Below are 19893 nucleotides of genomic sequence, written 5' to 3'. Positions count from 1 at the left end.
TGGTTTGGAGACGGTGGACTCTTCCGGTTTGAATCGCCCGCCGGAAATGACGAATCCCGACTGAGAATCGGAAGCTTTGCCGGTGAACGGGACTTTGATCTGGTGATCGTCGAAGGCCGAAAATTCACGACACTGGTGGATGTCTTGAAAAACGATACACCTGAGCAGTAGGACCACCCAGGTTTGGACTCAAACTTGAAGATTTTTGGCTGGAGAAAACAGGCTCAAGCCTTGCTTTTTCTTCAGCCAAAATCTTGTTCCTGGAACGCATTCCGTAATGAGGATCTGAACCAGAGGCATTTGAACCGGGACGCCCTTTGGTTCCTGGCCAGGAAGTTTTCTCAATCAATCCCATCACAAGATTTGTGACAGAACCAAATAATACCATTTTGAGCTGAGGGTATCGGGCTAAGGGCTAAGGGCTAAGGGAAATACAATCTTTTCAATAGTTTAGCCTCGCTCTAATACGAGGACTTCATTCCAAAATGGTATAATACCATTTTGGAATGTCCCGCATTAGAAAACAGTCAAGTGGTTTAATCAAATGAAGTTAGTGGACTACTGACTACTGACTGCAAACTGGTACTACTCACTCTTTTTTCCACAATCGGATTGCCCCTTGACGGCGCCTTTCTTGAGTGAGGCGGAGCCGCTAAAGGTATCAAGCACGATTTCTCCACGACCTGTGCCATATTGGCCAGTCAATTTTTTTTCGGTCGAGGTGGCACCTTCCAGTTTTAAGTTGGATTCAACCGTGCCCGTGTACGAAGAGAGATTGACCGAAAATCCAGAGGCTGAATCAGGCACCACCATCAACAGATTTCCAGAAGTGGTTTTGATGCGATACCGGTTCCCCTGGGCAATTTCAGTTGAGATTGTCACATCACCACTGGTTGAAGTCACTTCGATATCTCCGCCAATATGCGCCAGTTGCACCGACCCGCTGGCATTGCGGACTTCAACCCGGCCCTTGATACAGGTCAGATCCATATCGGCGCTGATCGAGGCCACCGCCATATTGCCGCCGATGTTTTGGGCGACTACATCTCCGCTCACATTCGAGAGCGCCACATTCCCGGAAATATCTCTGAGACTGGCGTCCCCGTGGCCACTTTTGAGCTCGCAATTGCCCTCGACTTTGGAAACGACCAGATCGCCTGAGCCGGTGGCAATTGAAGCCGAGCCGTGAACATCGCGGATAACCACGTCACCACCACCCGTGCGAACTTCCAAATCTCCGGTATTAGATGTCCCCACTTCACCGCCGCCGGTGATGAGAGAAACTGCCCCTGAAACATCCGAGACCTGCAGTTCACCACCACCGGTCCTGATTTCAACGGTACCGGTTACTTTTTGAACCGTAACTTCGCCACCGCCAGTCGCCGCCACCAGCGACCCGATATTGACCAGTTTTATTTCACCGCCGCCCGATCCAATTGTGACCTGGCCAGTGACATCTAAAACTGAGATTTCACCGCCCTTTGCTTCAATGGTAAGGTTTGCGGAAGTCGGGATTTTCACTTCCAGGGAAAGTGCTCTTTTTTTCCTTCGCGGCCCATCAACCTCGGTTGAAATCAGGAGGTTTTGACCGTCGGGTTGAATGATCACTTCAGCCGGCTCACCGTGGTCATTTTGGGCTTCGACAGTCACCGTGTCGCCAGAAACCCCGATGACGGAGAGTTCGCCAAGTGCCTGGCGGATGGTGATTTTCCCCCCAGGGGGCAGTTTGTGTACAGTCGGTTGATCTTGCGGAATGGCTGCGGCTTCAACCGAATTCCAGGACAGCATGGTGGCGCTATCTATAGCGAAGATCATCAGAAAAAGTGCGATAAAGTTTCGTCTCCTCATGGTAGTCACAGTCCTTTTTTGTTGTGTCGTTTCAGATTCAGTCAGGTTCACGGTCTTTTTATTAGGGTTCAGGGTTCAGAGTTCAGGGTTTTCGGAAGGGATGAGAGATGAAGGATGAGGGATGAAAAACTCACCGTGTCATCGTGTCACCGTGTCAGTCGGTCATCTTGTCAGAGTTCAGGGTTCAGGGCAGGATAATCCAACTTGAGTTGTAACTGTCGGTTTCCCAATTCTCATCTTGAACGGGATTAGTCGCTTCATCGCCGAAACCCTGAACCCTGAACCCTGACCCCGATTTCACTGGAATTTTATTTTCTTCTGGGTCCCTAAGGTTCGTTTAGGGTCTTAATTCAACCGGTTTTTTGGCCGGAGTTGTTGGCGACGCCACGCTGGCCATTTCCTGCAGCACTTCAACTTTCTTGGCGTAGGCCGTCAGCAAATATTGGGCGGCAACCGGATCATTTGGATTCATTTTGACGGCCAGTTTGGTGTCGGCAATTGTATGGTCAATCGCTTCGAGCGTGCTGTCGAGTCGAGCCACGAGCAACGGATCCATGGTGGTCCGGCGCTTGTTTACATCTCGGGTGAGCACCGTGATGGCCGCCCGGTATTTCGATTCGGCATCGCGAATCAACTCCTGAACGCTTGGCTCCCGTTTGGCAGGGGCAGGGGGCGGAGGCAATACCACTTTGACGGGACGCGGTGGCGCTGGCTGAATGGCGGATGCCGTTTCATCCACTTTTGATGGTGTCGAGGACACGATGTCGTCGCCAGGGTTTCCCGTTCCAATATTGATGCCGCCAATGCCGGTTGGATCCACAGGGGAAACTGGTACGTGCAGCCGATTTGGTCGCATGACCAGAATCGTCAACCCCACCGCCACCACCACCACAATCATCGTAAATGCCGGAGTGAGTCGGGGTGTGTGAAAGTGTCGAGTGATCCAGTCATTGATTTTTTGCCCCCAGCCCAAAGGCTCAGCCGGTTTTGGGGAGCCAAGAGCACTTTCAGCTTTCAATCGGTCTTCAATCCCTTGCCAGAGATTCGGACTGGGTTCCAGGCCGGGGTCATAGCGGGCAAAAATCGCCTGCTCTTCTTTCAATTCAGCCAGGAGTATCCGGCATGGATTACAGGTTGTCAGATGAGCCTCGACTTTTTTGGCGTCTGATTCACCAAGTTCCCCGTCCACAAATTCTTCCAGTAACAGCACGTAGTCATCACAGTTCATGGCGTTCTCCCAGATAAGGACGAATCCGCTTGCGCATTTCCGCTTTCGCCCGATGAAGATCAGTTTTGATTTTTGGAATGGTAAACCCGGTGATTTCGGCAATTTCCTCATAACTATACTGATGAAATGCCTGGAGTGAAAAAATCAGCCGTTTGTCTTCATCGAGGAGTGAAAGGGCGTGGTGGATGACACGATTGAGTTCTTTGGTGAGCAATTCGCCGTCGGGCCGTTGCCGTGGGTCGGACATTTGATTCAATCCGCTTTCGGCAATTTCGACATTGGATTCAGATCGAATCCGGTGGCGGACGGCTTCGCGCGACACGTTTTTGGCGATTCCGAACAACCAGGTTGAAACTTTGGTGTCCTCGCGCATGGTGTTGAGCATGCGGTGGGCGCGAACAAAGGTCTCCTGGGTGAGTTCTTCGGCCAGTTCGTGATTGTTCACCAGATTGTGGAGAAAACTCATCACGGGCCGGGCATAGCGGTTAAAGATCAACCGAAAGGCATCTTCATCGCCGCGACAGGCACGCTCAAAAATGGTGCGCACGCTCTCGGGTGAAGTGGCGGCTGGTCCAGTTGACGTTTTTTCCAGTCTCATTGCCTCAATCATGCTGCTTCCTCATCCTTGGTTTCGGCCAGTGTGTGGTCAGAACTTCAGAAAAGTTGCAGAAAAAAGTCGCAAAGTGGGAAAATTGTTCTAAAGCAAACAATATGAAGCTTCAGAATGACCTGTATCGAGAGGCCGATCCAAAAACCTCAATTGGTAATCAAGGCACAATTTAGGTATTATGCGGCTTCAAACCAAATCCGCAAATTATTGGGTCACTTCCTGCGACTCGCCCAGACGGCTGATTCCTTCGCCACGGACTCCACTCGCTGACGCTCGTTTCGCCCGAGGCTTTAACCAATGTCGCCCACTTCGTGGACTCAAAACCAATTCCGTCTGCTTTGCTGCCGATTTTTGGTGCTGATAGCCCTGTTTTTCGGCTGGTGGTTGCCAGTCAGCGCCTTAGACCCCAAAAAAGAACTGATTGATTACAGCCACGCCGCCTATCAGGATGACCTCCCGCAAAACACCGTGCATTCCATCGTTCAGACCAAAGATGGCTATTTGTGGTTTGGCACCTATGAAGGCGTGGCGCGCTTTGATGGCGTCCGGTTTACGATCTTTGACGGCAGCAACACGCCCCAAATTCGAAACAACAGCATGATGGCCCTGGCGGAAGGCCCGGACGGAAGCCTCTGGATGGCAACCAAAGGCGGCGGGCTGGTGCGCTATCAGAATCACACCTTCACCAGTTTCACAACCGAACAGGGGCTCCCAAGCAATTTTCTGGTTACGGTGTGTGTTGATAAACAGGGAAGAATTTGGGCTGGAACCCAGGAAAACGGGGTGGTGGTTTATGACGGTGGGAAGTTTCAGCTCTTCAACACCCAAAACGGACTGTCAGCCAACGCGATCAACACTCTGTTTTGCGACCATCAGGGGGCAATGTGGATTGGTACCACGGGAGGTGGGATCTGCCGCTATTTCAACAATGAGTTTGTTTCATTTTCGCGGGAAAGCGGTCTGGCTTCGACCTATGTCAAAGCCATTTGCGAGGATCAATCCCGGCGCATATGGATTGGGCTTGAAGGTGGTGGCATTACGATTTTGGACAATGGAACGTCAAAGACCCTCACGACGGCAGATGGATTGCTTTCCAATGTGATTCGGTCACTCTATTGTGACCGCGAGGGAAGTGTCTGGATCGGCACTGAAGACCGCGGTGTGTGCCGGTTCCAGCATGGCCGGTTTTCGTCGTTGGGGTTACAGGAAGGGTTGACCAGCAACATTGTGCGTTCCCTGTGTGAAGACCACGAGGGAAATATGTGGATCGGCACCAATGGCGGGGGGCTCAATGTCCTGCGGGAACAAAAGTTTACGACCTACACCGCCAAACATGGACTGGCTGCCAGCAATGTGCGGGTGGTGACTGAAGACCACACCGGAGGCATCTGGATTGGGACGGAAGGTGGCGGGGTCAATTATCTCAAAGATGGAAAATTTACGGTCTATTCGACCCGTGACGGACTGCCAAATGATTTCATTCGATGCGTTTTGGAAGATAGCCGGGGTGTGGTCTGGATTGGGACCAATGGTGGAGGACTATGTAAGTTTGAAAATGGAAAATTTACGACCTACACCACCAAAGACGGGCTTTCCTATAACCGGATTTATGCTCTTTGCGAAGATCGGGAAGGCACGCTCTGGATTGGCACCATTGGCGGTGGCTTGAGTTACTACAAAAACGGCACGTTTGGTATCGTTCCGAATTTCCCGTCGAAAATCGTCGAAGCCATTTTTGTGGATCACCTGGGGAATCTGTGGTTTGGGACTGACGGTTCAGGTCTGGTGCGGTTTAAAGACGGAATGTATACCCGGTTTGAGAGTGCGGTTGGAATCCTCAATCAATCAGTTCACTCATTTTATGAAGATGCCGCCGGAACGTTGTGGATGTGCACCAACGGAGGGATTAGCTGTTACCAAAACGGCGTGTTTTACAACTTCACCCGGGATGATGGCATTTTTGAAAATCAGTTGTTCCAGATTTTGGAAGATAGGCACGGGAGTTTCTGGTTGAGTTGCAACCGGGGCATTTTTTCGGTGAAACGTGAAGAACTGGAAGCCTTTATGGCCGGAAAAATCCTCAAAATCAAATCCACGGTGTATGGGATTTCCGACGGAATGAAGAGCAATCAATGCAATGGCGGTTCACAACCAGCCGGGTGTCGAACCCGTGATGGACGCCTCTGGTTTGCCACCATTGGCGGGCTGACGGTGATTGACCCGCAACACATCCGGACCAATTTACTTCCGCCACCAGTGGCCATTGAAGCCCTCGACGTGGATGGAACACCGGTTGATTTGAGTCAGGCGGTTGAATTGAAGCCAGGGTCAGACCGGATTGAGTTTTCATACGCCGGGCTCAGTTTTCTGTCACCTGGGAAGGTCAAGTTCAAAGTTTTTCTGGAAGGGTATGACCATGACTGGATTGAGGTCGGCGCCCGGCGAAATGTGCGCTATACCAACCTTCCGCCGCGCCAGTATCAATTTTTGGTGCAAGCCTGTAACAACGATGGCGTGTGGAGCGAAACCCCGGCAACGTTGATCTTTATCCTCAAGCCCCACTGGTACCAGACCTGGTGGGCCTCGGTCCTGTATTTCGTAGTCGTGGCCGGGAGCTTATTTGGCGGGCACCAATACCGGTTGCGACGGTTGCACCGCCAGAATGCGATCCTCGAAGCCAAAGTCACTGACCGGACCGCCCAGCTTGATCAGAAAAATGAGGAACTGGCCCAAACCGTGGTCGAGGTCAAAAACGCAAAAACCGAAGTTGAACAGAAAAACAAACAACTGGACGCCAAAATCCAGGAGTTGCTGGCTTCGCAACGTCAGGCTGACCGGATTTTCTCAGCCCTGACCGAAGCCATGCCGGGCACCGTGATTGATGAAAAATACCGGCTCGATGAAAAGATTGGGTCCGGTGGCTTTGGCGCCGTGTTTCGAGCAACGCATCTGGCTTTAAACCGGCAAGTGGCCGTGAAGGTCTTTCGTCCAACGCCTGGAAATGACTCGGCTGATGCCATCGAACGGTTTCGTCTCGAAGGCATTTCAGCCTCACGGATCAATCATCCCCACGTGGTTGCCATTCTGGATTCGGGTATTACCCAGGATGGCGTGGCCTATCTGGTGATGGAATTACTCAACGGGCATTCGCTGGCCCAGGAAATGAAAGAATTCAAAGTGTTGACGCTCCGGCGCTGTCTGGAAATCACGGTTCCAATCTGCGAAGCACTGGCCAAAGCCCACCAGATGGGTGTGATCCATCGCGACATCAAACCGGAAAATATTTACCTGCACCAGACTCCAAATGGCGAAGTGGTCAAACTGGTGGATTTCGGGATTGCGAAACTGGTCGAAGATGAATTGATTTCGAGCCGCCATAAACTCACGCTGACGGGCGGGATTATCGGGACGCCAGCCTACATGGCGCCAGAGCGGTTGAATAATTCAAAATATGATGGCAAATCAGATGTCTACAGCCTGGGCATTGTGGTGTATGAAATGCTCTGTGGCCGCACACCGTTTCAAAACACCGCCAACAATCTGGTCGAAATGGTGATTTTCCAGCTTCAGCGCAATCCTCCGAAATTGCACACGGTCAATCCGCATATCCCGCTCGAAATCGAAGCCGTGGTTCATCAGGCACTGGAAAAAGACCCAAACCGGCGGCCAACTCCGACTGAATTTACCGAAGCCCTGGCTCAGGCGGCGGCCAACTATCCGGAACTGCTCAAAGAAGACACGCCATTTCCAGATATGGAAACTGACCCGTTGATGATTTCGGATATGCCGACCCAGATCACGCATCGGTCAAAACTGGTGGCTGAAATGCGAGTTGCCTTGAAAGAGCCTGAAGCAGATGAACTGCCGACGCGGCAGGTGCCTCCAGCCGAAATGATCGAAAGTGGTGAAAATTCGATGGATCCGAGATGATGGGGCGGGAAATATTAAGCTCAAATGATCGTTCCTTAACGAAGCATCTGGTTGTCTTCCGATTGCCGGCTTGTTATATCTGGAGCCCCATCCTCTTTTGATCGCAAAATATCTTTTGCTTTTCCAAGGTAGGTTGCTTTCTGGAGCGACATTCCCAACTGAAAGAGTTCTGAAACATCGCGGAGCCGCTGATCAACGGCTTCTTGAGACATGTCGAATTTCAACCGGGTTGAGTTGGTGTTATTCATCGAGGGTCTCCCAAAGCCCAAGTTGTTTTAAATCAAGGTGATCCTGGTCACGGCCAGCCAATCGTTTCATCTGCGCTAATCCTTCAGATGAAACGATTTGGACCTTTCGATTGACCCAGAGCACAACATCACGGTCGTTCCAAATTGAATCAAATACTGGACCCACAATCATCAAATCGAGGGCGAATACATCCTGACCTTCAATCTTGGAAAGGCGATGGATGACCCGTGATTGCGCAGACCCTGGATCAAAAGGAATGGCGCCGCTGTAAAAAACAAATCCACGCGGTTCGAGCAGTTTTCGAATGTGTGGGAGGTCTGCCGCAAGTATCAACAAATCAATATCTTTGGTGAATCGTGGGTACCCGTAATAGGCCACCGCCAGCCCTCCACATACCGCATAATCAATGTGGGCGGCATTCAAGGTGTCGATGATTCCCAGGAATTCTTCCAACAAATTCATTCACCACCTCATTCAACAAAAGATTGGGGTTCTCAATCCTGTGTCAGGCTGGCTTTCCTTGTCAACGAACGGAGGTTTTGGATTCGTCAGGCAACTGGAACTGCTTTTGTTGTCAGTCGAATGGTCCGTTTGATAAACCAGTGCAGCAGGGCATACACAATCAGCGCCGCGACATAGGAAAACCGGAGTTGAAACGGCCCAACCGAAGGATCATAAAACAACTGCCTGAACGGCGCCAGCACCGGGGCTGTCACGGCCTGGATAAACCGCCGGAAGCCATTGCCTTCGCGGGCGCCAAAGAGTTCGAGGAAGATTTCCAGCCCGATCAGCCAGTACACCGTGAAAAACACATAGTTCACCACCTGTGTCCATCGAGCGGCTGCGCGGGCACGTTGGATTTCGCGTTCCGTGCGGGCCACTTCGATAATGGCTGTTTGTTTGATTTGGGCACCGATTTCCGCCGCCTGCTTCTGTTCCACTGGATCAAGCTGATTGGCGTGGCGCATCACTTCGGCCCGAACTTCGCCGCGAACTTCATTTTTCACCGCTTCGAGTTGAGCAATTCGACTTGAATCATCAAGCATGAGTTTATCTTGTTCAGTCATGGGCTTGTCCTCCGAAAAAAAGCCTGCGGCTGACCCATCGTTTTTTGAAATCAGAGTGGGCAGATTTATACCAATTGGCAATGGAATCCCCGTATGAGAAAACAGTCAAGTAATTCAACCAAATAAACTTAGTGAACTACTGATTACTGACTACTGACTACAAACTGGTATTATTTTGGTTATCGCTGTTTGGAAATAAAACTAATCAGAGCGACAAACAGGGCTGAGCCAATAATTGACCACACAATCGGGAAGCTTTGGCCGCCAATCCGAACAGCAAAGAGTTCGTGCAATCCCATCAGTTTTGCCACCCACATTCCGAGCATTGCCCCAATGAAGCCAACGGCAATCGAGGCCAGACAGCCCCCACGGCTATATCCGGCAATACTTTGTCCCACGGCGCCGCAGATCCCGGCAATCAAAACAAGTATGATCATTGAAGTAACTGACATTGGTGTGCCCTCCAGAATAAATTGTAATAGTCCCAATTGAAAGTAGGTGTCTTTGATCGAGCCCTGGGTTGCCTGAAAGCGCCTCCAACACTACGGGGAAACTGAAATAAAATCAATAGATTAAATAAAATAAGTCGAGTTTTGATCCAAAATCTCATTCACTTCGGGGATTTAGATTACCCGCTGCGGATAAGCTAGTTTGACACTGAGAATTTGTAGATAACAAAGGCTTAATGTTTATATGAGCAGCGGAATTACAATGAGTTGATTGTACTTTTGGCCAATTGAACTGGAATAATCCCAGTCAGTAGTCAGTAATGCCAATTAAGGGTTGAAGTGGTTTTGGTTCTCAGTCTACGAAGTAGACGCAGGCTCGTAGCCCAGGGTGAGTCTTCGAGCCCTGGGAACCAGTCACTCCGCACTCTCACCCCGCCCGGCTGGCTGGGCGGGAGTGAGGAGGCAACGTTTTCCCAGGGTTGCACCCTGGGCTACGAGCCTTCCACCCGCTTCGCGGGTTCAAATCCGCTCATTTTTTCAACTCTTAACTGGCATCAGTAGTTCACTCAGTTTATTTGATTGAACTATTTGACTGTTTTCTCATACGGGGATTCCATTGCCAATTGGTATAAAAACAGCACCTTTGGAGTGTGGTGGCTTGACGCCGCTTTCACCTGCTTTAGATAAAAGCAACGTCAAGCCGCCGCACTCCAGAATCAAATCGAATCCCCCCAAAATTCACCGGCTGGTTTGGGTTTGGTAGTGGTTGATGCTCCTAAAAACGGTGATGCTTCAGCTTTGACTTTTTCCAGGGTGTTCTGGTGCTGGTCAAATAATTCAAGCACCGCTTTCGGAGTGGCTTTGGTGTTCTGAACCGCTGCAATCAATTCGAGCAGCCCAGACCGCAGAAACCGTTGTAATTCAACCAGTTGAAGACCAATTTCAGAAGCACCGAGAATTCTGAGCAATGTCTGGCGTGCCTGTTCAAGTGCAGTCGGGGATGGCAATTTTCCACCATCAAGGCTGTGTTTGTACTGCGTCAGCGCATCCAGGAGCGCCGTAAATGCCTGGCTGAATTCACGGTTCCCACCTGCGGGCACTGCTGGCTTTCCGGCTGCACCGCCTTCGGATTCTTGTCGGGGTACGGATTTCTGCTTTTTCGGAGAAGGAATGTTGCCTAAAACCCACTGGGCAATATTTTCAACCACATCTCCGACGGCATCCAGGGTCCCACCGCTGGATTTTGGAGAGGACGGCATCGGCATAGCCTCAGGAGCTGATGGTGCAGCCTTGCTAAATCCGCCAGGTGGCGGCGGCGGTGCGGCTGAGGCCATTGGCGAAGGACTCCGCATGGCAAACTGCATTGGTGGCATCGCGCCGGCATACCCACCCGCCAGCGTCATCTTTGACAAATCGTTTTGCATTTCCCACTCGGCGGGCATTTCCACTGGTTGAACCACTTTGCGGCGGGTGCCGTCGGCGTTGACTACTTCCTGTTCATCAACCACCACAAAGGCGGTAAAGCGGGTCAAAATCGAATGCCTGACGCTGAGGTCAATGATTTGTTGTTTCAGTGCGTCACGGCGACTGGTGTCAATCCGGTACTGGTCTTCCAAATCCATCACCCGCGCTCGCGCCCAGAGTTGAGCCAGGGCTGGCAGCTCAAGCGATTGTGGTTCAATCGTTTCCGTAAATTTCTTCCCGTCAACGGTTTGTCCTTTAATCTTGATTGACCCGGCTTTTTGCAATCGGAAAAACACGGTGGTGGCGCGACCAGCAAACACGTCTGGAATCCGATTGGGGGCGATGGTTTCTTTTTCAATGGCTCCTTTGCCCGCTTCGAGTTCGAGGCTGGTCAGGACCGGCTTGCCCATCTCGCGGGCCACTGCCTGGAGGGCTTCTTCAAGTTGTGATCCGGGCTGGACAAACGTCGCCGTCCCTCCGCCAATCGTGGCCAGTCGGCGTAAAAACCCTTCATTCACCGCCGTATCAATTCCAACCGTAAACACCCGGGCGGCGCCCAGTTCCTGTTGAATCCGTTTCAGCACGCGGGATTCATCGCCAATCTGGCCATCGGTCAGCAGCACAATCACCGGCATTCGAGGTGTGGATTCTTCACGACGGACAATTGCGTGGAGGGCATGGCTCACTGCCATGTCAAGTTCGGTTCCCCCGCGCGCGGTGACCTTGCGCAAATAGGCTTCGCCCTGATCAAGGCCGGCTTCATCGGCGGTTGAAAAAACAACCTGACGGTTTCCTGGTTCCGGATGGAACCACTCAACCTGATGGTCAAACGCCTGAATCGCAAACCGATCCTGTGGGCTCAGTGTCCGCAGGAGAGAACTGCACGCCCGGGCCGCCGACGTCATTTTGATGCCTTCCATCGAACCGGAGCGGTCAAGGACAAACACGACATCACGCGGGGTGCCAAAGACAACATCGCGTTTCGGAGGAATGATCGAGACCAGTCCGACCAGCTCGCCTTCAGGTGTTCGATGGACCAGAAAGTGCGATTGAATCGCCGCTTCGGCAAGCTGCCAGCGCAAGACAAAATCCCGGTTGAGTCGCTCATTATCACGACTCAGTGAAATAACCACGGATCCAGAAGATGTTTTGGTTCTCACGGCATGTTGCGAACAACACAAATCATTGATTTCAGCGGGTTTTCCTGAAACTTCGGGGCGAATCAACTCAACTTGAATCACACATCCGACTTTCGGATCAAACCCGGCGGCCAGTCGTGGCGGACTGATCCGTGAGGCGTCGGGGACAGCATCGGTGTCGAGCTCGACCCCGTCTCCAACCGTGTCGCGGTCAACCGGTTGGCCGGGAATGTAACGGGGCGCGACCACCAGCGGCAACCGCAATTCAGTCGTGCCGTCTTCAAAAAAGGGAAGCCGTTCGGAATAAGTCAATTTGATAGTGACTTCTTCGCCGGGCGGCAGATTTCCGACCTGAACCGTGAAAATGTCATCGCGTTCCTGTTCCAGCAGGGCCGCCCGGCGGCCAGCCTCAAGCGCCTGCTGATAGCTGCGCCGGGCTTCGCCACGTTCTTTGACGACACCGTGGATGGTTCGGTCCCCAACTTTCATTTCAAAACTTGAGACAACTGAACTGCCCGGAAGTGGAAAAGTATAGACCGCTTCCAGGTGCTCCTGGTGGGGGTTACGAAATGTTTCCAGCATCGTGACATGCGCCACTCGGTCCGCGACACGGGCCGAAATATCCACTTTGGTCAGGGGCAGGGTCACTGGCCGGGTAGCCTGGTTGACAGTCAGGACACCGACCTGACAGCGGCGAATTTCTTCGATCACTTCAATCATCGGAATTATCACAGGAGCAGTCATGATCATTCTCTCCGTTTGCCTCGCTGGTCTGAGGCTTGAAGCACGGTTAAGGCCGCGCGAATTCGGTTGAGGGTGGCTTCGAGATCAGTGCCTGGGAACCACTGTTCGTCAGCCACGATTTTCAATCCAGGTTCAATGACAATTTCTCTCCACACGACGGGGCGAAGTTCAACGGCCTCTGATTGCTGTTGGGCCAGACTGGCCGCCAGTTGTTCAAGCTCTTCGTCGGTGCGTCCATAGAGTCGTTCCTGGATTTCACCCAGGGTGAGCGATGCGCCCTGCAACGCTTTGATTGCCAGGAGTTGCAGCACATGCCGGCGCTGATAGCGGGCCTGCCTCCCCTGGACCGTCGGAGAATCAAGCAGGCCGAGCGTGGTGTAATACCGGATGGTCCGGGCGTCCGGTATTGCCGATACCCTGGCATCCCGCTGGGCATCGCGTAAGCCATACCGGTCAAGCAACTGACCGACGGTGGCTGAAAGTTCTTCAAGTGTAAGGAAAGGTGATGTCGTATCCATAACGACAGTAATCTACAGAATTACTGTAATACTGTCAAGTTAAAATTAGCGAAATAGCGAAGTCGTCAAAATCACAGGAATTAGATTTTGTTGACATTTTGCGCTGCGTAGCGGAGGAATGAATTGAGCCCAGTCTTTCAAGGCCAGGAAATGAGCGTTGCGATGATTTAGCGGCGGATACCAAATTCGATCCTTCCCGGTGCTAAAGCACCTGTCTAAACTCAGATCTCCGCTACGCGGCGAAGAAATGTCAACAAAACCTAAAGAGTTGAAAGAAACCAATCTGAGACGTAACCCTGCGCTACTTCACTACTTCATTGCTTCACTATTTCGCTATTTTGATAAATCTCACCTTTTTCTTCAGGAAACCTTGCATAATCTGCTCATTTTGAAGAGTATTAGAGCCTTCACAAACACAAGGCTATCGTCGCTTACCAGGGAACCCATCATCACTTTGAATCTGATTCAGGAACAGTAGGCCAACCTGACACCAACGGCTGTCCAGGTGGGTGCCGATGAGGTTAGGGATGGTGGATATTTCGGGGTTGATCGCGATGCCTTGATTCTATGTAGCTGAGGATGGTCATGGCCGTGACGCAGGAAAAGTTAAATGCATTGACCAGGGTAAGAACAATTGGGGAAGGGACCTTTGGCTCTACGTGGCTAGGCAGGCACGAGGAGTTCAACACTGAAGTTGCGATTAAAGAAATTCACAACTTGAAACAGAAGCTTGAACCCGTCGTCCAGGAAAGTATCCGATGGTCCAAATTGGAGCTTCACCCAAACATCGTCCCGATTACCGAGGTTGATGTTCAGGGAGATAGCCTGGCCATGGTGATGCCCTTTGAACCCGGCGGATCACTTGAGGATTGGTTTCGACGCTATGGCGGGAAAGCCGAATCAGTTGGTGAAGCCGTTGATATTCTCACCGGGATATTGAACGGTCTTGAGCACCTGCACAAAAATGGGATTGTGCATGGTAACCTCAAGCCCTCCAATATCATGCTGCGTCGCGGCACCCCGCGGTTAACGGAATTTGGGCTTGTCCCCGCCATTCAACCGGATTTGCAAAACGAAGCCCGCCTGGAAACGCTGTGGTATTCGGCCCCCGAATCACTGGGTGGTTTTTTTTCACCGCAAACTGATTTGTGGTCGGCTGGAGTTATTTTTTATCGGTTGCTGGCTGGTCGCCTGCCGTTTCCGCACGACAACCGGGATGAATTGTTGTGGGCGATTCTGACCCAGGATCCAGACCCCTTGCCTCGGATTATTGCCCGATCATTTATTAAATTTTTGAAGCGAGCACTCCACAAGGAGAGTTTTCCGCGTTACTGGAAAGCAAGCGAGATGCAATCGGATTTGCTGATGGCGTTTGAATACAGCATTATGCCGGACGCGGAACTTGGGTCGGATACACCGCTGCCTCAATTCAAACAAACCGGAATTGCGACTCTCCCGACCGATGCACTGGGCCAGGCACCGGAAACAATAGTGATGGAGTCGTTGCCGGCGGAAATTCCACCGCCCAGTCAAACCATCAAAATGGAAACGCCTGAAATTTCAGTTTCAGAGCTGCCAACTCCAGAAGCTGAAGCCGAAGATTCGTCTGTTTCTTTTCCCTCTGAGCCGACTGGTTCGATCAAGCTGCGAACCACTCAAGAAATCATTCCGCAGTATTCCGCCGCTCGCCTGCCAGAGGTCAAGCTCAAGCCGAATCAGCCGCTTGCTTTGCCAACGGATCCCACAAGTTCAATTCGGCTCCGAACCACTCAGGAAATAGAGCTCGAAGCCCAGGCTTCAAAATCCGCCAGCCAAACCTCAATCGAATCCATACCGGAAGAGCCAGTTTCCACTGAGTCAAAAGAACCGGAACCATCTGAAATTCTTGAAGATCCAATATCACCAGATCCAGAAGCTGTTGGTGAAGCCGCCGCTTCTTTAGATGTTGAACCTCCGGTTTCACTTGCAAAAAGAACCTCTGAACTGGTTTCCGAGGTCCAGACTTCTGAGCCACCAGTCACTCCGGTGAGTCTTGAAAAGACCAAATCAGAATCTCAAATTACGGCGGAACTCATAAAACCGAAATCGTCCTCCGTCTTGCTCGAAAAAGAGACTCCCGAAGCCGCTCCGCCATTAAAAGAAGTCATTGCCAGGGCGATTGAGCACAACATGGCTGCCAAATCAGCCCCGGTCAGCGACAGTCCGTTGTGGTCTTCACTGCCGGTGGACCCTCCCGCTGCTCCTCAGCCAGTTGTTGAAGAAAAACCGCTGGTTTTGCTCTCCGTTCATAAGAGTGACAAGCCGGAACCAGTGGCGTTTGTTTCGGTTACCAAATCACTTCCACCCGAAGGCTCGGCACCATCCACGGAGGTTCAGGTGGCTGAAATAGTCGGATCTACCTATCCCAAGAAAGTTTCGTGGGTCCGGGTCGCGGTGTTGATTGTGGTGTTGGGTGGCGGGTTACTGGCGTTTGGCTTCTGGTGGTTAAAAAATACCGTTCCCGAGGTCCCAGTTGTAAAAACTCCACCAAAAGCTCAGCCTGCTTCAAAAACCACGTCTTCAACCCCGGAACCGGCGAAAGCTTCAACCCCCGAGCCTCCACCATCCCTGCCACCAGCGGGTGCGGCGCTCACCGTCGCGGCTGATGGATCCGGAGCCTTCAAACGGATCAATGATGCGCTGGCGAAAGCCAGGGCCGGAGAACGAATTGTAGTCAAACCTGGAACCTACCGCGAAACGATACTTTTGGATAAAGCGGTTGAACTGACCGCCGAAGGAAGTCCTGACCAGACGATTATTGAAAGTACCAGCGGCCCCGTTCTGGTCGTCCAGGTTGAAAAAGCAAAGGTTCAGGGGTTTACGCTCAATGGAAAAGCCGGGCAAAACAATGGGGGCGCCTCGACGGTTGAAATCAAACAGGGAAGAGTCATCCTCGATAATTGCCGAATCAGTTCAGATTCACTGGTTTGCGTGGCGATTTATGGCAGTGAAACCACTCCAATATTGCAAAACTGTACGGTTTCAAATGGCAAGGCAAGTGGGGTCGGTGCCTGGGATGGCGCTCAAGGAATGATCATCAATTGTGACATTTCCAGTAATCGCTGGGCGGGGGTGGTGGTTACCAAAGGCAGCCGTCTGACGATAAAAGACAGCCGCATCAACCAGAATGGACTCCAGGGCATAAAAGTTGATGGCGGAGGCTCCGCCACGGTTGAAAAATGTGATCTTACAAAAAACCGAAAGGGCGCCTGGTCAATTTCAAGCGACGCCACAGTAGAGAAAATTGATAATAAGGAATAACACCAGTTTGTAGTCAGTAGTCAGTCGTCAGTAGTTCACTCAGTTTATTTGAGTGAATTACTTGACTGTTTTCTAATGCGAGCATTTCATTGCAAAATGGTATCAGTACCATCTGCTATTTTGCTTCCAGGAAGGAAAGTAACCCTATGTCATTGAAAAAACTTTACCTTACGATTGGGTTGGTGCTGGCGGTGGGGATGCAGTTTGCAGGAACTGTTCCAGTAAAAGCAGATATGAACCTGAGAAGTACTGTCGCACCAACTGCAGCTAAAGACTTGATTGCCACGGCAACCGCCGAAGCCAAAGCTTCAAACAAAGCCGTGTTTATAAAGTTCACGGCTTCGTGGTGCATCTGGTGTCGTCGGTTGAGCGCAGCGTTGGGATTGCTCGAAATTCAAAAACCATTCAGCGAAAACTTTGTGTTCCTTGAACTGGATGTTTTGGAACGCGGCGAAAAGGAAGCCCTCGAAAATCCAGGCGGCGAAGACTATTTGAAACAATGGGGTGGTGAAAATGCGGGGTTGCCCTATTGTGTCATTCTGGATAAAAAAGGCAAAAAGGTGGCTGATTCCAACCAGATGCCCAACCAGAAAAATATTGGATATCCGGGCAGCGACGAAGAAATCAAAGCCTTTCTTGGTTTTCTCAAAAAAGGCGCCCCACGCTTGACCGAAGCGCAACAACAACAGATTTCCAGCACGTTGAAAAAAATTGCCCCAAAGTAGAATAAAGAAAGTGGTTAGTGGTTAGTGATGCCAGTGAAGAGTTGAAAAAATGAGCGGATTTGAACCCACGAAGCGGGTGGCAGTCTTCAAGCCTCGGGTGGACTGAGCGTCAGCGAATGGAATCCGTGGCCTCCATCACCGGTCAGCGTAGCCTGGGCGACGGCGGAATTCATCGCCACCAATTTTGTTTTCCACGGATTCCGCTCCGCTCCACCCGAGGCTTTAATTATTCCGCCCAGTTCCTGGGCTGAACCCCCAAAACCACTTCAACCTTTAACTGGCATCACTAACCACTAACCACTAACCACTTTCTTCATTCTTCATTCCTGAGGTTTATGATCCAGGTGTCAGGATGATGAAGAGCCGTCCAGGCCGAGACAAAGTTGACCCATTGGAATGAACTGTCCAAAACAACGGAATCAGATGAGAGTGCAATTTTTCCGGATTCGATAATCGCCCGATCTGGGTTAAAGACGACCTCAACTTCCCAATTCCAGGAATTTTCTTCAGCCGTGGTTCGGATTTTTTGAGCCAGGCGACCACTATTGGAAATCGGTTTGTCCAGATACCAGATTACCTGTGCTGGCTGAACCATCGCCAGCATCTGGCCGACAATGGCAATGGCATGTTCCGTTTCAATCACGGAACGGTACGAACCATGCACGCTTGATAAATCCCGGATGCACCCATCTTGACACAGCAATAACACTCCCCGACTCAGCGCTGCTTCAAGCGTAATGATTAAATTGAATCCATCAATCACAATGACTTGATTTTGCACGGATTCAAGTGGTATTTGTTTGGCATCCCGCAATTGCAAAAGATGGTCCGGGCAGGCAGTTCTTGAAAGCGCCAGACGTTGACGTTCCCTGAGCGAATGGCGGTCTCCGACCAGTTTCAACGACGAATTCAATTGATATCCGCGACTGAGCAGCCACGAAAGTTCGAGGGTTGCCAGCCGGAGCCGTTCCAACTGGTCTGGAGCGAAGAGGATATGATCTTCCGGATGGGCACCGCGATGGGTTCGATTGTCAGGAGACATAAAAAATGTGGAGTGCGGCCCCCTTGACGCCGCTTTTGTTTGAAGAACTTTCATTCATTCACTGGATTGATAAGAGATTTGGAAAAGTGGCGTCAAGGGGGCCGCACTCCGAAAGGACAGGTAAATGAACCAGACCACCCTTCGACACACACTCAGTTGGCCAGAAACCCTGCGTGACATTCCAGCAAATCCCGCAATGGATGTCGCCCTGATCAACTTTATTCGTGAAGCCGCCCGATTGATTGACCCGTTATTTTCACCACCTGCTGTTCGGAGTGACCAGAGTGAATCCACCGTCCGAGATGACAACGGCGGGTATTTTTGGGAAGGGAAGTATCGGGAAGGCGACGCGCGTCACGCGATTTTGGTTTCCTATTTCGGAGACCAGCCCGAAGAAATGATGTACCCACAACGGCGCTCAGAACAGCGAACCTGTACTGTGGTTGGGCTTCCCGAACCCTTTCAACTGAAACTTGATTGCGACTATGCCACCTTTGCGGGTTCGATAAGCTGGATTTACCTGAAGCTGGAAGTAACCGGGGATACCAGGCTGGTTGAGTCTGTACAGCAGGCTTTTGTGGATGAGTTTGAGCCCAAGTCGCCGACGGGGAGTCCTGAAAATGGTTGAATCGAAAGGGGATACCCTCCAAAGAATCCTTGTGTTTCTGGGGATTGGCTCCTGTATTTTTGTCCTGGCGGTGAATGGGGCTTTGTTTCATTCAATGAGAACCCGAGAAGCAAATACTAATGGGGCTATTCAAACTATGCGCAATTTTCACAGTGCACAAGCAATTTTCTCTTATGGTGGGAAGAGCAATTACGCTGCTACTGAATCAGATCTTTCTGAGCTTTGCCCTGGGAATGGATCCGGTTTTATACCTCCAATGTTGGTCACTATGCAAAGAATACCGTATGGTGGCTACATCATGGCCTCGATAAAAACCACCCCAAAAACCCCAAATTCTGAACCGACCTATTCAATTGTGATTGTTCCTCAGGTTCAAACAGGATTATTTCGAACTGGCGATGATTGTTTTTATGTTGATCAAACGGGTGAAATCAGGCATTCGGGCTCGCCGACAACGATGCCGGATGCGAACAGCCCACTTCTTCAACACTGATCAGGGTAGGCATTGATTCGAAACTTGCCTTAATCAGACAAAGGATTTTCTGAATCAGTATGAGCCCGGAAAAACAAAAGTGGTCTATGAAAATACCTGAATCAAAAGAAGATACCCTGGTCAAAGGGCTCTGGTATTTAGCCTTTGGCTTGGGTTTGGTGGGGATTTGTTTAAATGTAGTTTTATTTCGCTTCGCTCAAAAAAGAGAGGCAAATACCAGTAGTGCTCTTCAAACCCTGCGTAATTTCCATTCTGCCCAGGTAGTTTATGCTTACAAACCTGGAAACGGTAGCTATGCCTCAACCGGAGCAGAGCTAAATAGAGCGTGTCGCAGAACTCAATCTGTAAAAATCCAACCGGGTTTATTGAGAAGTTGGTGGGGTTGGAAGAGAAGTTGACCATCGATCTTTGACAAATAGACTGAGGAGAACTCAAGCGAGGGCAGTCGCGGATGAGCGA

17 protein-coding genes are annotated in these 19893 nt (G+C 51.0%); 7 read left to right on the top strand and 10 right to left on the bottom strand.

The genetic code is table 11. The features are described from left to right. Positions 1-171, top strand: a 171-nt coding sequence (locus tag HY774_11515) for a hypothetical protein (GenBank protein ID MBI4749110.1), incomplete at its 5' end; no start/stop codon positions are given. Between the two features lie 414 nt (positions 172-585). On the opposite strand, the gene HY774_11510 is transcribed toward HY774_11515, so the two are convergent. From HY774_11510 to HY774_11500, 3 genes are all read right to left on the bottom strand, one after another. Further along, a complete protein-coding gene (locus tag HY774_11510; protein MBI4749109.1) occupies positions 586-1848 on the bottom strand; it encodes a DUF4097 family beta strand repeat protein in 1263 nt (420 codons plus the stop codon). 337 nt (positions 1849-2185) lie between these two features. Continuing rightward, positions 2186-3076 carry a zf-HC2 domain-containing protein gene (locus tag HY774_11505; protein MBI4749108.1) on the bottom strand — a complete coding sequence of 297 codons (891 nt, stop codon included), beginning with the start codon at positions 3074-3076 and terminating at the stop codon, positions 2186-2188. Continuing rightward, on the bottom strand, positions 3066-3686 hold the full coding sequence (locus HY774_11500; GenBank protein ID MBI4749107.1) for a sigma-70 family RNA polymerase sigma factor: 621 nt from the start codon (positions 3684-3686) through the stop codon (positions 3066-3068). Before HY774_11500 ends, HY774_11505 begins: the two co-directional genes overlap by 11 nt. A gap of 297 nt (positions 3687-3983) precedes the next feature. Between HY774_11500 and HY774_11495 the strand changes: the two genes are divergently transcribed. Continuing rightward, positions 3984-7616, top strand: coding sequence for a protein kinase (locus tag HY774_11495; GenBank protein ID MBI4749106.1), 3633 nt, complete (start codon positions 3984-3986; stop codon positions 7614-7616). A gap of 35 nt (positions 7617-7651) precedes the next feature. Here HY774_11495 and HY774_11490 read toward each other — a convergent pair whose 3' ends face one another. The 6 genes from HY774_11490 to HY774_11465 form a co-directional block, all read right to left on the bottom strand. Then, complete coding sequence (locus HY774_11490) at positions 7652-7864, bottom strand: hypothetical protein (GenBank protein ID MBI4749105.1); 213 nt, start codon at positions 7862-7864, stop codon at positions 7652-7654. Next, complete coding sequence (locus tag HY774_11485) at positions 7857-8327, bottom strand: hypothetical protein (GenBank protein ID MBI4749104.1); 471 nt, start codon at positions 8325-8327, stop codon at positions 7857-7859. The genes HY774_11490 and HY774_11485 overlap by 8 nt, the downstream gene beginning before the upstream one ends. An 86-nt stretch (positions 8328-8413) precedes the next feature. Beyond that, on the bottom strand, positions 8414-8932 hold the full coding sequence (locus tag HY774_11480; GenBank protein MBI4749103.1) for a YggT family protein: 519 nt from the start codon (positions 8930-8932) through the stop codon (positions 8414-8416). A gap of 179 nt (positions 8933-9111) precedes the next feature. Further along, positions 9112-9384 (bottom strand): hypothetical protein, encoded by a 273-nt coding sequence (locus HY774_11475; GenBank protein ID MBI4749102.1) that lies wholly within the window; start codon positions 9382-9384, stop codon positions 9112-9114. Positions 9385-10097: 713 nt separating this feature from the next. Beyond that, complete coding sequence (locus HY774_11470) at positions 10098-12728, bottom strand: VWA domain-containing protein (protein MBI4749101.1); 2631 nt, start codon at positions 12726-12728, stop codon at positions 10098-10100. Positions 12729-12730: 2 nt separating this feature from the next. Further along, a complete protein-coding gene (locus tag HY774_11465; protein ID MBI4749100.1) occupies positions 12731-13246 on the bottom strand; it encodes a MerR family transcriptional regulator in 516 nt (171 codons plus the stop codon). Positions 13247-13831: 585 nt separating this feature from the next. Here HY774_11465 and HY774_11460 point away from each other — a divergent pair. Together HY774_11460 and HY774_11455 are read left to right on the top strand one after the other, a co-directional pair. Then, positions 13832-16546 (top strand): protein kinase, encoded by a 2715-nt coding sequence (locus HY774_11460; GenBank protein ID MBI4749099.1) that lies wholly within the window; start codon positions 13832-13834, stop codon positions 16544-16546. Between the two features lie 146 nt (positions 16547-16692). Then, entirely contained in the window at positions 16693-17271 is a 579-nt protein-coding gene (locus HY774_11455) for a thioredoxin family protein (protein MBI4749098.1), read from the top strand. Positions 17272-17584: 313 nt separating this feature from the next. Here HY774_11455 and HY774_11450 read toward each other — a convergent pair whose 3' ends face one another. Further along, entirely contained in the window at positions 17585-18313 is a 729-nt protein-coding gene (locus HY774_11450; protein ID MBI4749097.1) for a DUF434 domain-containing protein, read from the bottom strand. A 124-nt stretch (positions 18314-18437) separates the two neighbouring features. Here HY774_11450 and HY774_11445 point away from each other — a divergent pair, with 124 nt between their 5' ends. Genes HY774_11445 through HY774_11435 form a run of 3 tightly spaced genes read left to right on the top strand, consistent with a single transcriptional unit; the run spans position 18438 to position 19832 of the window. Continuing rightward, on the top strand, positions 18438-18941 hold the full coding sequence (locus HY774_11445) for a hypothetical protein (protein MBI4749096.1): 504 nt from the start codon (positions 18438-18440) through the stop codon (positions 18939-18941). Continuing rightward, on the top strand, positions 18934-19434 hold the full coding sequence (locus HY774_11440; protein ID MBI4749095.1) for a hypothetical protein: 501 nt from the start codon (positions 18934-18936) through the stop codon (positions 19432-19434). Before HY774_11445 ends, HY774_11440 begins: the two co-directional genes overlap by 8 nt. A 59-nt stretch (positions 19435-19493) precedes the next feature. After that, positions 19494-19832, top strand: coding sequence for a hypothetical protein (locus HY774_11435; protein ID MBI4749094.1), 339 nt, complete (start codon positions 19494-19496; stop codon positions 19830-19832). Positions 19833-19893 lie beyond the last annotated feature (61 nt).

The sequence above is a fragment of the Acidobacteriota bacterium genome, assembly GCA_016208495.1.
Taxonomy (GTDB): Bacteria; Acidobacteriota; Blastocatellia; order Chloracidobacteriales; family Chloracidobacteriaceae; genus JACQXX01.
This window is presented reverse-complemented; position numbering and strand designations above follow the sequence as displayed.

Excerpts from the sequence above, each read along its gene's own strand:
- HY774_11485 (MBI4749104.1), bottom strand. The coding sequence starts at position 8,327 with ATGAATTTGTTGGAAGAATTCCTGGGAATCATCGACACCTTGAATGCC.
- HY774_11500 (MBI4749107.1), bottom strand. The coding sequence starts at position 3,686 with ATGATTGAGGCAATGAGACTGGAAAAAACGTCAACTGGACCAGCCGCC.
- HY774_11505 (MBI4749108.1), bottom strand. The coding sequence starts at position 3,076 with ATGAACTGTGATGACTACGTGCTGTTACTGGAAGAATTTGTGGACGGG.
- HY774_11495 (MBI4749106.1), top strand. The coding sequence starts at position 3,984 with ATGTCGCCCACTTCGTGGACTCAAAACCAATTCCGTCTGCTTTGCTGC.
- HY774_11435 (MBI4749094.1), top strand. The coding sequence starts at position 19,494 with ATGAGCCCGGAAAAACAAAAGTGGTCTATGAAAATACCTGAATCAAAA.
- HY774_11470 (MBI4749101.1), bottom strand. The coding sequence starts at position 12,728 with ATGACTGCTCCTGTGATAATTCCGATGATTGAAGTGATCGAAGAAATT.
- HY774_11475 (MBI4749102.1), bottom strand. The coding sequence starts at position 9,384 with ATGTCAGTTACTTCAATGATCATACTTGTTTTGATTGCCGGGATCTGC.
- HY774_11450 (MBI4749097.1), bottom strand. The coding sequence starts at position 18,313 with ATGTCTCCTGACAATCGAACCCATCGCGGTGCCCATCCGGAAGATCAT.
- HY774_11460 (MBI4749099.1), top strand. The coding sequence starts at position 13,832 with ATGGCCGTGACGCAGGAAAAGTTAAATGCATTGACCAGGGTAAGAACA.
- HY774_11445 (MBI4749096.1), top strand. The coding sequence starts at position 18,438 with ATGAACCAGACCACCCTTCGACACACACTCAGTTGGCCAGAAACCCTG.
- HY774_11480 (MBI4749103.1), bottom strand. The coding sequence starts at position 8,932 with ATGACTGAACAAGATAAACTCATGCTTGATGATTCAAGTCGAATTGCT.
- HY774_11490 (MBI4749105.1), bottom strand. The coding sequence starts at position 7,864 with ATGAATAACACCAACTCAACCCGGTTGAAATTCGACATGTCTCAAGAA.
- HY774_11465 (MBI4749100.1), bottom strand. The coding sequence starts at position 13,246 with ATGGATACGACATCACCTTTCCTTACACTTGAAGAACTTTCAGCCACC.
- HY774_11455 (MBI4749098.1), top strand. The coding sequence starts at position 16,693 with ATGTCATTGAAAAAACTTTACCTTACGATTGGGTTGGTGCTGGCGGTG.
- HY774_11510 (MBI4749109.1), bottom strand. The coding sequence starts at position 1,848 with ATGAGGAGACGAAACTTTATCGCACTTTTTCTGATGATCTTCGCTATA.
- HY774_11440 (MBI4749095.1), top strand. The coding sequence starts at position 18,934 with ATGGTTGAATCGAAAGGGGATACCCTCCAAAGAATCCTTGTGTTTCTG.